8 protein-coding genes are annotated in these 14,867 nt (G+C 48.4%); 6 read left to right on the forward strand and 2 right to left on the reverse strand.

Annotated features, from left to right (window positions below; genetic code table 11):
• The first annotated feature begins 2 nt into the window (after window positions 1-2).
• From ACFQ3J_RS00140 to ACFQ3J_RS00150, 3 genes are all read left to right on the forward strand, one after another.
• Complete coding sequence (locus ACFQ3J_RS00140; RefSeq protein ID WP_091158720.1) at window positions 3-962, forward strand: carbohydrate ABC transporter permease; 960 nt, start codon at window positions 3-5, stop codon at window positions 960-962.
• A gap of 53 nt (window positions 963-1,015) precedes the next feature.
• The gene (locus ACFQ3J_RS00145) at window positions 1,016-3,496 is read left to right on the forward strand and encodes a glycosylhydrolase-like jelly roll fold domain-containing protein (protein ID WP_251584331.1); all 2,481 of its coding nucleotides are present in this window, start codon (window positions 1,016-1,018) and stop codon (window positions 3,494-3,496) included.
• 210 nt (window positions 3,497-3,706) lie between these two features.
• Window positions 3,707-6,061, forward strand: coding sequence for an AraC family transcriptional regulator (locus tag ACFQ3J_RS00150; protein WP_251584310.1), 2,355 nt, complete (start codon window positions 3,707-3,709; stop codon window positions 6,059-6,061).
• Between the two features lie 4 nt (window positions 6,062-6,065).
• Here the strand turns inward: ACFQ3J_RS00150 and ACFQ3J_RS00155 are convergent, their stop codons facing one another.
• The gene (locus ACFQ3J_RS00155) at window positions 6,066-6,908 is read right to left on the reverse strand and encodes an AraC family transcriptional regulator (RefSeq protein ID WP_251584312.1); all 843 of its coding nucleotides are present in this window, start codon (window positions 6,906-6,908) and stop codon (window positions 6,066-6,068) included.
• Between the two features lie 212 nt (window positions 6,909-7,120).
• On the opposite strand from ACFQ3J_RS00155, the gene ACFQ3J_RS00160 reads away from it, so the two are divergent.
• Genes ACFQ3J_RS00160 through ACFQ3J_RS00170 form a run of 3 tightly spaced genes read left to right on the forward strand, consistent with a single transcriptional unit; the run spans window position 7,121 to window position 13,296 of the window.
• Window positions 7,121-9,646 carry a glycosyl hydrolase family 95 catalytic domain-containing protein gene (locus tag ACFQ3J_RS00160; protein ID WP_251584314.1) on the forward strand — a complete coding sequence of 842 codons (2,526 nt, stop codon included), beginning with the start codon at window positions 7,121-7,123 and terminating at the stop codon, window positions 9,644-9,646.
• A gap of 3 nt (window positions 9,647-9,649) precedes the next feature.
• The gene (locus ACFQ3J_RS00165) at window positions 9,650-11,890 is read left to right on the forward strand and encodes an Ig-like domain-containing protein (protein ID WP_251584316.1); all 2,241 of its coding nucleotides are present in this window, start codon (window positions 9,650-9,652) and stop codon (window positions 11,888-11,890) included.
• 44 nt (window positions 11,891-11,934) lie between these two features.
• Window positions 11,935-13,296 carry an ABC transporter substrate-binding protein gene (locus ACFQ3J_RS00170; RefSeq protein ID WP_251584318.1) on the forward strand — a complete coding sequence of 454 codons (1,362 nt, stop codon included), beginning with the start codon at window positions 11,935-11,937 and terminating at the stop codon, window positions 13,294-13,296.
• A 171-nt stretch (window positions 13,297-13,467) separates the two neighbouring features.
• Here the strand turns inward: ACFQ3J_RS00170 and ACFQ3J_RS00175 are convergent, their stop codons facing one another.
• Complete coding sequence (locus tag ACFQ3J_RS00175) at window positions 13,468-14,772, reverse strand: Gfo/Idh/MocA family oxidoreductase (RefSeq protein WP_251584320.1); 1,305 nt, start codon at window positions 14,770-14,772, stop codon at window positions 13,468-13,470.
• Window positions 14,773-14,867: the final 95 nt, after the last annotated feature.

Genomic DNA, 14,867 nt, shown 5'->3' on the forward strand with positions numbered 1-14,867 from the left:
TCATGGCTAGACCGGTCTTTGTCAAAAATAAAACGAAGAGCTTGCCGCTAACCGCCCGCCGCCTCGTGAAGACCAAGCTTATTGGGCTTGAGGCGGACAAAGGCCTTATATTCAAATGCTTCCTGTATGTCATCCTCATTGATACGGCGTATATCTATCTTAATCCCATTATCTTTATGATCACGAGCATGATTAAGGATTCTGTGGATTTGATGGACCCGGCGGTGACCTGGGTGCCTCGGGTTATTTATTTCGGGATGCTGCAGGATGCATGGGAAATGCTGCAGTATCCAAAAGCACTCACCATCAGTTTATCTCTCTCAACGAGCATAGCCGTATTTCAGACGATTTCATGCGCAGTTGCAGGATATGCGTTTGCCAGGCTTGATATCCCTTTGAAGAAATTCTGGTTCTTCTGTTTGCTGCTTACCTTTATTGTACCGCCGCAGCTGACCGTACTGCCGAAGCTGATTGCCGCTTCACAGCTGGGATTCCTTGAGTCTTACGTTCCGCTTGTGCTGCCCGCGTTATTTGGTCAAGGAGTCAAAGGAGCACTGTTTGTCATCATTTATAGGCAGTTCTTCGCCAAACAGCCGAAGGAGCTGGAGGAAGCAGCGATGATGGATGGAGCCAATCCGTTAAAAGTATTCTTCCGAGTGATGCTGCCGCTGGCAAGGCCAGCCATTGTCGTCGTATTCTTATTCTCCTTCGTTTGGAACTGGAATGACTTCTATACGCCAAGCATTTTTCTGCATGGTATGGAAGATCAGCCTCTATCTGTCGGTGTAGCCAGTATAACGAATGAGATAAACATGAGAGCCGAGGAAATCGGACCGTCCATCTATGATGAGCCGATGAAGATGGCTGCTTCGTTCCTGATGATACTGCCTCCGCTCATTCTGTATATATTTGCACAAAGATGGTTTGTAGAAGGAGTTGACCGCACAGGTCTCGTAGAATAAGAAGCAGCGGACTGTCTAAATTCAATTGGGAAAGGGGATACGATATCACTGTGATGATGAAGCTGGAAAGTCTCAGAACACAATTTTTGACACCCGATGGGGCATTCACCCCTATGCCTTTCTGGTTCTGGAATGGAAACCTAGAGCAAGAGGAGCTGCTTCGGCAGCTCCGTGATTTTCGTGATAAAGGAGTCGAAGGCTTTGTTCTTCACCCGCGTATAGGTATTCCGGATGCCCTTGGTTACTTATCCGATGAATTCATGGCGCTCGTGGAAGCTATCGTAGATGAGGCAGCAAGCATGAATATGCGCGTCATCCTGTACGATGAAGGAATGTATCCATCAGGGAGTGCTAATGGGGAAATTGTACGCTGTAAACCGGAATACGCGAGCCGCGGGCTTATCATGCTGGAGCAGCCAATGAAGAATACACCCGAATGGATTATCCCGCTTGAAGAAGGCGACCGTATCGTATCAGTGCAGGCGATTAGCCGGACGGGGCCGAAGCTGGAAGGAATTGAAGGCAGCAAGACGCAGATCATTGAAGTGGCAGATGATAGCTGTGGCATCGTGAGCTTTGCTCCGCCAGATGAAGGGGCATGGTCATATGTTGCCTTTATCGACCGGTATAGCTTAGGCACGATTCGGGGCATTCATTACGGCCAGGACGATGGGGAACCGGGTGCACCCCGTGCAGCCGATCTGTTAAATCCGGAAGCCGTACAGCTGTTCATTGAGCTTACGCATGAACGATATTATGAGCGGATCGGCCGTCATTTTGGCAGCAGTATCATCGCCATGTTCACAGATGAGCCGGATTTGCTCGGAAGAAAACATCGCAAGGGTATGCTGCCCTGGACGGCAGGATTCCTTGAGGAGTTCATGAGCAGTGGGAACCGGGAGGAGGAACTTGTTCTCCTATGGCTTGAGAGCGGTGACAACACAGCCGAAATTCGGAGATGCTACCGCAAGGCGGTTAGACACAGAATGGAGCGAAGCTTCTACAAGCCGCTTCATGATTGGTGTGAGGCGCATAGCATTGCGCTGACTGGACACCCTGCAGCGAGTGACGACATGGGGCTGTTACGCTATTTTCACATACCCGGTCAAGACATCGTTTGGCGCTGGATTGCTCCTGAAGGGGACCTCGGTATAACCGGTAAGCACAGCACGATGGGCAAATGCTCGGCCGATTCAGCGCGGCACCGGAACAAATCAAGAAATTTGAACGAATGCTTTGGCGTATGCGCCAAAGGTAACAGCTGGGCTCTAACGGCAGATGATATGAAGTGGTATTTGGACTGGCTCTTCGTCCGGGGCGTTAATCTGATAAGTCCACATGCTTTCTACTATTCTATCGAAGGGGAGCGGCTTCATGAGCGGGCTCCCGATGTAGGACCAAACAACATCTGGTGGCCGGAGTATGACCGTTTCTCGCAGTATATTAAACGTATGAGCTGGGTTATGACAGAGAGCATAAATCAGCCTGAAGTGTGTGTTCTGTGCCGTGCGGATCATTTGTCCTGGGAGCTGGCGAGACCGCTGTATGAAGGTCAAATCGAGTTTAACTATTTGGAGGAGGAGCTGCTTCAGGACGAAGCTGTTCTTGAGAACGGGATGATTGCTATAGCAAATCAGCGGTACCGTATTGTTCTTCTTGAGGATGTAGAGCAGTTTGAACTGGACACACGGGAGAAGCTTAAGGAATTTGTCTGTCAAGGTGGGAGAATTCTGGAGCACAACCGAGTAACTGCACCACCTGTCGGCTGCGTTGAACCGGGCTGGGAGGTTCATCACTCCATCGAAGCAGTAGCAGATCGAGTGGAACAGATACTCCCGCATCGAGCTGAATTTAAACCCTTAAGCCCTGGACTGAGAATCAGTCATGTTGTTAAGGAGGGTATCCATCTGTATGTGCTTGTCAACGAAGGCGAAACAGCAATCAAAGGTACTTTATCTATGAACGGTGAGGGTAAGCCTGAATTGTGGGATGCATGGAGCGGCACCACTATACCTGTACAGGCTGAAGCGAGAAATGGAGGAATGAATATCCCCCTAACGATTGAACGCAGACAATGTCTGGTTATCGCGCTCGACCCGGCAGCTGCTGTGACTTTAAACCCTGTCATCTCCAAGCAAGAGGCTGTTGCCCAGGACTTGAACGATGGCTGGGAAGTAGATGGTATAGAAGGAGAAGTCCCGCTTACGTCATGGACTGAATGGGAAGGAAGGGAGCATTTCTCTGGTACGATGACGTATACTAGAGAGCTCGAATGGAACAGGACAGCTTCCTATGCAGATGTCATTCTGGATTTAGGAGAGATCCACGAAATGGCCAAGGTGTTCCTGAACGGGCGGCTTATAGATGCGAAGCTGTGGTCTCCGTACCGTTTTTCATTGTCAGATCATTTATTGACGGGAAAAAATGTGCTGAAGGTCGAGGTAACAAATACACTTGCAAATCGTTATGATCGGGTGTCATTACCCTCTGGTATGCTTGGACCAGTAACGTTGACTACCTGTATTGAAGTTTAGTGTTTAGCGATGATCATCAGAAATCCTTGAAAAATGAGATGTTATTAGTCGACCTTGACCTTATGGGTTAGGGTTTTTTATATTCTTGCGCTGAAAAGTGCGCTTTCAAGCAGGGGGCATCGGACATATGAATGGGTTGCTTTTTAGATACATATAAATATAAATTAACTAATGTATACGCTTTAATTTCCATATTAAAGGGGGATAGGAATGAGAAAATATCCGAGCTCCAAAGGAAAGTATTATCGTAAAAGCCTGCTCGTCATTCTGTTTGCCGCAAGTATTCCTGGTCTCCTCGCCAGTCTCGGTATTTACTGGTTTGCTGTGGGGGCAATCAATGACGATATGACAGAGCTGCACCGCAAGCAAATGGAGGAGCGGGCCGCAAGCATAGATGATCTTCTGGGATATTTGGAGCAGAGCGTAGAGAGCTGGACCTTGGAATCAAGCTTTGGTGAAGCTCTGAAAAAGGTGGATTTTTCTCTTCCCGCAAACAGAAATGAGATTTGGAATATAAGTCAGGTGCTTGACATTATCCATGGATCTCATCCTTTGATTTCACAAGTTCAATTATTTGTCCAGCAAGAGAACCAGCATTATTTGTTTAATCCACAGCTTACACAGCTGTATGAACCTAAGCTGCAACAAGAATATGAGACCTTATTAGCTCGCCCTGAGCATTTTATGTGGAGCACACAGCCCACCATACTTCGCGGTGCATCCCAAGAAGGACCTGTCAAGGAGGGACCCGTCATTATGCTGTCCCACAAAATTAGTGGAGCGGACAAGACTCCGGTTGGTGTGCTCATGGTTACGCTGGTACCCGAGAAGCTGCTGGACCAGCTGATGACACTGACTCCTTACAATGAGGGCAGCGCTTTTCTGCTGGATGAAAATATGAAGCCGATGGTGTCTAGCAATGATGGTATTGATGCGGAGGTATTCGAGCGCAGCCTGCGAGAAGATCTTTTAAAGACGGGGAAGCCCAGTGGGAGCAGCATAAAGGAATGGAGAGGGGTTACCTATTCGGTGTCCTATAATACGTTTGACCGTCTTGGGGAGCAGTGGACATATGTTGCCGCGGCGCCAATGACCGTTATTACGTCTACGGTCGAGCTGATATCGACCATTATTTTTATGATCAGCCTGTTGATGCTGCTCGCAGCTCTGTTTCTCTCCTGGATTGCTTCACGCCATATTTACTCTCCTGTCGAACAATTTGTCACACTGCTCAGAGGTGACAGGCAGCTTGGGAACCATGGTTATTATATTGATGAATTTAAGCTGTTCGAGCAGGAATGGCAGGAAATTTCGCTCGAGAGCAAAGCGCTTCAGCTTCGACTTGAGGAGGAACTGCCCAGAATCAAGGAGAGCTTTTTACTTCAACTGGTACAAGGGCATTTGCAAGGATATTCAGAGAAGGATATCCGGGAACGAATGAAGCATTATGGATGGAATGTATCCGACTGCAAATTCACATTGATCATCGTGCAGCTGACAGGTCAGCCAGGTACCGATCCTCGATTTGATATCGGCGAAGAAGGGCTGGTCGCCTTTGCTGCAGCAAACATTATTGAAGATACGGCCAAAGATCAATTATCTCAGTATAGTATTCTAAGCTTCCATAACCTGATGATCGGTGTGCTCGTTATTCAGCCTGTGGAGGAGGTTCGGCTGAATGGCTTGCAGAGCTTTGCCGAAGCGCTGTCGGCTACAGTGAGCGGAGTACTTAGACTTGCGGTTACCGTGACGATTAGTCAACCCACGACACTTGTTCGATCACTTCCGAATCTATTCATGGAGGTGAATCAGACCGCATCTTTACGGCTGTTCAGGGACGAGAATCAGATTATTGATATGAACCAGGAGTATGCTCAGTGGGATGTACATGCGGAATCGGAGAAGAGTGTAAATTATCCATTTGCACTGGATCGTGAACTGATCGAGGCGATGCGAATGGGGGAGCAAGAGAAGATGGAGCTCTTGATTGACGAGTTTTTGGAAGAGGTTTCGGCAGGGCAAGAGAAGGAATACTGGGTTCAGCAATGTGTACTTCAGCTTTATGGCAGCATGCAATATGTCATCCTGCAGACAGGAATTCAGCCTCACCAATTGTTCAAGGGAAAGAACATGTATGAGCAGCTGTCCATGATTCGGGAGCCCCGCATGCTCTCGCACTGGTTGAAGGAAGCTGTCATTCATCCGTATATGGAGCATCTTAAGAAACGGACGAATATTCAAATGAAACGAATGGTCGAAGAGACCATCCGATATGTTCATCTGCATTACATGCAGGACTTATCCCTGGACAGCTGTGCCCGTGCAGCAGGAACCACACCCTATACCCTAAGCCGCCTGTTTAAGCAGGTGACCGGCGTGAATTTTATCGATTACTTAACGGATTATCGCGTTGTGCGGGCTAAGGAGCTGCTGCGGACGACAGATATGAAGATTAATGAGATCGCAGAGGGCGTCGGCTATAAACACAGCTATTTCAATCGAATCTTCAAGAAATATGAGGGGATGACACCAAGTGAATACCGGGATCAGTGGAGAGCAAGCTGAGCAGCTAGAACCCACGAAACGGCCGATCGCCAGTAAATAATTTTTTGAATTCCTTGGGAGCCATTCGGGTGACTTGTTTGAATTTACGATTGAAATGCGACACATTCGCGAAGCCGACCTGCTCGGAGATATGAATGATCTTGTGATTCGACTCGCGCAGCAGCTTCTCGGCTTCACGAATGCGGAGTGTATTGATATATTCCTTGAATGTGAATCCCGTCGTTCGCTTAAACAGCCGGCTCAAATAAAACGTGCTCAAATGAAATTGTGCTGCGAGCTCTTCGAGCCCCAGCTCCTCACGAAAATGCGTGTTGCAATACACTATAACCTCGGCCATCCTTGCGTTCATGGAATCCTCCGGAACTGCGGGCTGGTCTTGTTCTGTTTTACGAGTGGAGAAGAGCAGGAGCTGAACCAGCAGAGATTCCAAATACAGCTCTCGTCCGAAGGAGACCTGCTGGTTAAATTCGTGATGCATTTGAAACATCAGACGCTCAATATAACTCTGGTCCCTGATACTGAACTGGACCTTGCGATTATCCTGGTCGAACGGGGACAGCAGGATTTCAAGCTGATCTTCGGAGAAGCGACGCAAAAATCGGCTGCTAAAATAGAGGACCAGTCGTTCATGATCCGGGGTCTGATTATCAGAATCAACGGTTTTATGAATTTCGTTTTTGCCTATAAATAAAATGGTTCCTTTATCAATCGAATAACGTTTGTTCTCAATGTAATAGTAGCGATGTCCCGAGAGAAGATAATACACCTCGTAATAGTCATGATAATGATATTTCGGCATCGTATAGCTTCCTTTGCGCTTGGCCGGATAAATAGCAAAATCCTTCACCTATCTCACCTCCAGGTGTAAACATTTTGAGGATGGTTATAGTATAGCGTTCCTTGTTCGAGATAGATAGAAAATATAGTAAATAAAGCCATAAAATAAGAGCAAAAAAGATCAAGGTGAGCATACTTAAGGCAAGAAAAGATTAGAACAGTGCGGCGAGCCGTGGTAAAACTGAAATAAGATCAAGAAATAATTCTAAGAAGAACCGACTTATGGGTGAAGTGCATCACATCAACCGCCATGAACTGCAAAATGTAAACGCATACTTGAATGCAGCTACTTTAGGGAAGGAGACAATGTACGTGATGACGGCAGGAATGAAGGGCGGTAAGGTAAGCAGCAAAAACAGGCTGGTCACGAGGTATCCTTCTTCGTGGTGGAAGAGCAAATGGAGAGAGGCACTGCCTTCCGGAAACGGGATGATCGGGGCATCCGTGTATGGAGGCGTGCAGGACGAAACGATCCTGATCAACCACCTCGGTCTATGGCACGGCGGGCAGATCGGAGTTCTTCCCGATGTCAGTCATACGCTTGAGGATACACGGAGGCTTATGGATGAAGGACGGTTCCAGGAGGCCAGCTGGGTTCTAACCCGCGCGCTCAAGGAAAAAGGGTATAACAGTACACTGTCTGCTCCTTTGCCACTTGCGGATTTAAGACTCTCCATGACAGGTCAGGAGGCGTTTCGGCATTACCGGCGCAGCTTGAATATGGAGACGGGAGAAGTGGTCGTATCCTGGCTGGACGGGGAGGAGGCATATAATAGAAGCCTGTTTGTGTCACGTGCGGATCACATGATCGTATACAGGCTGAAATCTAGTGTTTCCAGTGTGGATGCCTCCCTTACATTTGATATCCATCCAAGTGATAATCCTTCGAGAGCTGAGCTGCTGCAAGCTTTGAAAGAGACGGCAGACTGGGCAGTTGAGGGGGAGTTTCTGTCTTTTGCTGCAAGGTATGAGAATGGAACGGACTACGGTGCAGTTCTGAGGGTGAAGACAGACAGCGGCGGACAGGTAAGGCGAGAAGGTGAACGGCTTCGGGTTACGAAAGCGAACGAGGTTCTCATTCTCGTTAAGGTATTTACAGAGGATGCAAGGAGCAAGGCGTGGCCCCGTCTGAAAAAAGAATTGGCAGAAGTGGGCTCCTCCTATACAGAACTGCTTGAAGCGCATGTATTGCTTCATAAGGCACTGTTTTCTTCTGCCTCCGTTGAGCTGAGCAGCTCTGAGGAGCCAGAGAACAACGAGAACAGATCGACGGAAGAATTGCTTCTTACTGCTTATGACGGAAAAGCTTCTGTATCTCTGCTTGAAAAATTGTGGGCTTATGGGAGGTATCTCTATATTTCCTCTACCGAGGAGAAAGGCTTGCCAATGCCTCTATATGGATTATGGGGCGGAGATTACAGACTGATGTGGTGTCATTACATGGCCAATGAGAATGTACAGATGATGAATTGGCATGCACCCGTTGGAGGTCTATCCTCTTTGATGAAACCATTGTTTCGTCATTATGATTCCTTGCTGGGGATCTTTAGGGAGAATGCCCGTAAGTTATACGGTGCCAGAGGCATCTTCATTCCGGCAGGAACGACGCCGGGTATCGGAAGTCCGACCCAGATCGTTCCGGTGATCTTGAATTGGACCGGCGCAGCTGGATGGCTGGCGAGGCATTATTATGAATACTACCTGTACACAGGAGATGAGCAATTCCTGAGAGACGAGGCCTTGCCCTTCATGACGGAGGCTTCCTTATTCTACGAGGACTTTCTGACGGAAGGTGAGGATGGACTGCTCCATATATATCCATCCGTTTCTCCCGAGAATACGCCAGGCAATTATATACCCGATATGGCAGAGTCCCTGGATCATCCTATGCCGACTGCGATAGATGCTACCATGGACGTTGCTATCATCAGAGAGTTGTTCACGAATCTTATAGAAGGTAGCCGAAGAACGGGACACAGTGAGGAGGATATTGTTCGCTGGGAGCACATTCTGAAGCGTCTTCCTGCCTATAAGCTGAACGAGGATGGGGTCCTGAAGGAATGGATTCATCCCGAATTTCATGACAGATACAATCACCGGCATCTGTCCCATATCTATCCTGTATTTCCGGGTCAGGAATTTGCACGTGAGGAAAGTCCGGAACTGTTTCACGGTTTGGAGCGGGCTGTTCATATGCGTGTTCTTGGAGCACAGACCGGCTGGTCGCTGGCACATATGTCTGCGGTCTATGCAAGGCTGGGAGACGGAGAGAAGGCACTTGATTCGCTGGATATCTTGACCCGCTCCTGTCTGCTTACTAATCTCTTCACAGTTCATAATGACTGGAGAGATATGGGAGTCACCATGAATAAAGCTCAGGCACCGGTTCAGCTCGATGCGAGCCTCGGGATTACGAATGCAATCCAAGAGATGCTACTGTATGTATCCCCCCGGATGGTGAAGCTGCTGCCAGCACTTCCCGATCGGTTGGAAGCGGGACGCGTTCGAGGGTTCCGGTTCTGTACCGGAAGCATTTCACTCCAGTGGGACCGCAGGACAAAGAGCTTTGCAGCTGAGATTAAGGCGGAACGAGCCACGGATATTACGCTTGTTCTTCCGGACTTTGCAGCTAAATATCGTCTTACCGGAGTAGACCTTGATGTCCATGCCTCAACCGTCTATTCCCATACTTATGACATTCAGATGGAGCCAGGCCAAGTGCTGTATATCACAAATGAGGAGGGATAATGGATGATTAGTCTGTGGAAACGCCAAGTTTCAGTGACTTTACTGACTGCTATGCTTGCAGTCATTGCAGTCCCCTATCAAGCTTACGCACAGGATGAACCTCTTTCACCCGTCCAAGTAACGACAGACGGCGAAGCTCTCCCGGCTTTTCCGGGAGCTGAAGGAGGAGGGATGTACGCTACCGGAGGACGCGGCGGCGATGTCGTGTATGTGACGAATCTGAATGACAGCGGTCCCGGCTCTTTAAGAGAAGCGGTTAGTCAGGGGAACCGGACGATCGTATTCAAAGTGTCAGGCAATATTACACTTGATTCTCCGCTTCGTATCCGAGGTGACAACATTACTTTGGCGGGGCAGACCGCACCAGGTGACGGAATCAGTGTCAACAACCATTCGACTTACATCGAGGCAGATAATGTGATCATACGTTATATGCGCTTTAGGATGGGAGATCACACCGGATCGACTGGTGATGGCATGTCGGCCAGAAGGTACAGCAATATCATGATAGATCACTGCTCCGTCACATGGGGCGTTGATGAAGTGCTGTCTCCTTACGAGAATCAGAACACAACCGTACAGTGGTCCATTGTCGGCGAAGCGCTGCACATGTCGAGCCATTCGAAGGGAAGACATGGCTTTGGCGGTCTGTGGGGATCAGGGAATGCCAGCTATCACCATAACATTCTGCTTCATAACTCAAGCCGTAACCCCAGAGTAAAGGGAACACTGGATAGCAATAAGAACTTCGATTTCAGCAACAACATCGTATATAACTGGAATTACCTCAGCGGTTATGGCGGAGACCAGGCGGATATTAACATGGTGAACAACTACTACAAGTACGGACCGGATACTTTGCTGGACAAACGAAGCATCATCCTCAGTCAGACCGGGGCGAATGGCAAGCTTCATGTGTCAGGCAATGTAGTTGACGGGGATGAGGCAGCAACCCAAGACAACTGGCTTGCAGTGAATCCGGATACGGGGAAGGAGCTTGTATACGAACCACTTCATGTAACCCCGGTTACTCTGCAATCTGCAGCAGACGCTTATGAGTTGGTGCTGGAACAGGCAGGGGCAATTCTGCCGAAACGGGATTCCATTGATGCCAGACTTGTTAACGATGTGCGTAACCGGACAGGAAGACACATCAATCATCCGGAGGAAGTGGGTGGATGGACCGAGCTTGTAAGCGGGGCAGCACCTGATGATATGGATCTGGACGGAATGCCGGATGCGTGGGAGCTTGAGCAAGGCCTGAATCCGAATGAGGCAGCTGACCGGAATGAAGACATGAATGGTGACGGATATACCAATCTGGAGAACTATTTGAACAGCATAGTTGGTAGCGGTTCCATAAATCCAGTGGTTAACATTGTCTCACCTGAGATGAATGCATTAAAGGGCCAGCCAGGCAAGGTCATGATTAATGCACAGGCATATGATCCGGACGGCCGTATCGCCAAAGTCGAATTTTTGGCAAGCGGTGTTAAGCTCGGAGAAGATACAACGGCTCCCTATCAATGGAAATGGGATGACCTGCCGGAAGGCAGTTACTATATTACAGCTAGAGCGGTAGATAATAGCGGCACGAAGACGGACTCTGATGCGGTTGTCGTCCATATTAATGCTGACGGTGAGCTTGGGGCTTGGAGCTCTTCCGATATCGGTGAGACGGGCATAGAGGGGCATGCAGACCTGAGGAATGGTGTACTTACAGTGAAAGGAGGAGGGAATATTGATCCGCTCTTTGCCGGTAATAGTGGGAGGACGAATGAGGATCAGTCCTTTCATTACGTATATCAGCAGCTCGAAGGCGATGCAGAGCTCGTTGCAAGACTGGATCAATTGTCCGAAACGGCTCCTCATAACCGTTCAGGACTGATGATCCGCAGCAGCCTGAATCCAGCCGCCAAAGAAGCGATGATCGGATTTTCGGTTAGAGGCGACCAGTACTGCTCCGTGTTCTACAGCAGACAAGAAGAAGGGGGGCAGATGGTACAGACACCTCCGATTCCATCGCTGAGCACTCCTTACTGGTTCAAGCTGGTTAAGGAAGGCGATACCATCACTGGCTATCACTCATCGGATGGTACAGCCTGGACGGAAGTATCATCTATCACCATGGCAGGCCTGGATACCTTTTATATTGGAATGGCCGTTGACGCGGGAGATGAGAATAATCCGGTAGAGAATTATAATACCTCTGTATTTTCCGAAGTGCAGCTGTTACAGCAGTAAGATTTAATACCTCTCATGATTCTATAATTTGAAGGGGGATCATTATGAACAGTCGCAAATTTCACTCCGTGCTCTTAACACTATGCTTAAGTTTGGTATGGGTACTTAGTGCATGTAGCTCGGGGGGAACCGGAAGTGCAGGAAACACAGGCGAAGGGGAAGACCCTGGCGGAACGGCGACAACTCCTGTCGTGGACAACAAAGCGGAAGGGAAAGATACATTGTACGTGTATTCCAACAGTGGAGATTCTGTAGAGAGCTGGAACGAGCGTTTTGGGGATCTGCTGAAGGAGAAATTTCCGGATTATACAATTGAATACATTCCGAAGACCAATGAGGTCGGTCTGAAGGAATTGATTACAGCAGGACAGCGCATTGATATTTACTGGGAATCCATTGGCGGATTCTCGACGTATCTCACGGACTTCGATCTTCAGTACGATATGACAGAGCTGATTCAACAGCATGAGATCGATATGACCCAATTTGAACCGACCATTGTCGATGCCATCAAGCAAATCTCGGGAGACCAAATTTGGGGCGTACCCGTATTCAACAACACGATGGTCCTGTATTATAACAAGGACTTGTTCGATAAGTTTGGTGTCGATTATCCCGTCGACGGAATGACATGGGACGAAGCCGCTGAGCTGTCCAAGAAGCTGACCCGTTCCGAAGGCGATAAGTCATATGTCGGCTTGTCTTCCTCGGAGACCCATCTTCTGCTAATGAATCATCTATCGATCCCGTATGTCGACCCTGACACGAAAAAGTCTACGCTAGATCAGGATGAGCGCTGGAAAACCTTCTATGAAACCGTATTTGCCAAACCAGCAGATGTATCCGGCTACCGCGAATATATGCAGGCCCATGAGAACAAGCTGCCTTATCGCAAAGAATTCCTTGAAGCTCAGGAGCTCGCAATGTTCGGATGGCTGTCTTCCATCACATCGGTATTTCCTGATGAGTTCTCGAAGATGAACTGGGATATGGTCGCCATGCCAACCTTTGCGGATGCACCTGGGATCGGAACGCAGGCCTACCCTACCTACTTCAGCTTAACGAAGATGACAGAGAATAAAGATGCGGCAATGGAGGTCATTAAATACCTCGTTTCGAAAGAGGTACAGACGAAGCTCTCCAGAAATGGAATCATGCCGGTTCTGAATGATGAAAGCATTATCGAGCAATATGGAGCAGACAGCGTATATCAAGGCAAGAACTACGGCGCGGCGTTCTATAATGAATTTGCCAAGATTCCTTTTAAATCCGATCATGACCGTACGATCAATACACCTTACGCCAAGGCAGCTCCAAGAGTGGTACTCGAGGGCGACTACAATACGATCTTTAGAGAATACGCAGAGGAATCCAACCAGAAGATTACGGATACTGGAGTAGAGTAAGCTGTAATAGAACCAAGAGTTGTATTCAATAAATAAAGCCGCATCCCTTACAGATGCGGCTTCTTCATTGGTTGATGCAAGTAACGAGATGCTATGCAATTCAGTCTACTAACCTTAATTTATTTTGAGATAAAAACCGTTAAGGTTCATCTGGATAGGGAACGCTTTCATTTAAGCTCTTGAAGGAAACTTTAATAAGTTCTCAATCTGAACAGCCTGCCCGGTTCTCATAGAAACGTTGCCCGCTATACCAGTGAGGATGGACATGGCTCCGTCCAAATGGGATGCGGAACGGTGGAATGGATCCTCCGGTGGTGTGCCGAATAAGTCTTCAAGCAGAATAGGATCTGCTCCGCCATGACCACCGGATTTATTTTCCAGCTGAACCTCATAAGCATCCTCCCACATCGGCTGAACTAGAATCTGTCTGAGCCGGGTTGCTCCTTCATCGGTCTGTTTGCCGCCGGAATTTACATAGGACTTTTCACCAATCCGCATCTGAATGCGTCCTTTGGTGCCATTAAAGGATACCATATGGCCTTCCCATGGGGCGTAAGCGTGAAGGGAGTAATTGAGCATGGCATTATTCTTGTATCTGACAAGCACGTTCATCGTATCTTCAATGGAGATGCCGTCCCCAAATACACTTTGATCCCGCTGGTAACCGTCCTCGTGCTCGGCGTCCAGATACAGTCCTTTTAATGAAGGAGATTTCTCGAGATCCAGGGCAAAAGGATCTTCCTTGGCTGCCGGATGGCCGTATGCACGCTGATAGAAGGAGGTTTCCCCGCGTTTTTCGGCATTTTCCTTTCCATAGAATAATAGATCTCCCATGGCAAAGACCGTCTTCGGCTCCGAGTTCAACCAGAAATTGACCAGATCGAAGTGGTGAGTTGATTTGTGCACAAGCAGCCCGCCGCTGTTGCGTTTGTCCCGGTGCCAGCGACGGAAATAGTCAGCTCCGTGTCTCGTATCCAGCAGCCATTCAAAATTGACATGCAGCACATCACCGATTACGCCATCGCGGATCAATTCTCTTACCTTGGTCGCATGAGGAGAATAGCGGTAGTTGAAGGTGACGCGTACCTTCTGCCCGGTCCGTTCGACGGTGTCAATAATCTGCTGGCATTTGTCCTCGTCAACGGTCATTGGCTTCTCGGTAATGACGTCACAGCCGAGCTCCATCGCCCGAATAATATAATGATGATGGGTACGGTCTATAGTCGTTACGATAACGACATCCGGTTTCTCCGTGCGAATCATTTCATCAAAATCAGCGGCCTTATAGGTAGGGATGGGGCGATAGTGCGGAAACTTCTCAGCGAGCCGGTTGTTCGCATAGTTCATGCGGGTCTGATTCGAATCGCAAAAAGCAACCAGTTCGGCACTATCCTGATAACTGCCCACGATCGCTTCATAGAAAAAGGATGCCCGTCCTCCTGTACCGACGTGTGCATAGCGTTTTTTAACTGCCAATATAATCAGCCTCCTCTATAAACTACTGTCAGAATAGTACAAATAAAGGTAAGCTTTCTACACAGTTGTTGCTAAATTGGCCTGTTCTTGATCAA

It is taken from the genome of Paenibacillus provencensis (genome assembly GCF_042678545.1).
Lineage (GTDB): Bacteria > Bacillota > Bacilli > Paenibacillales > Paenibacillaceae > Paenibacillus > Paenibacillus provencensis.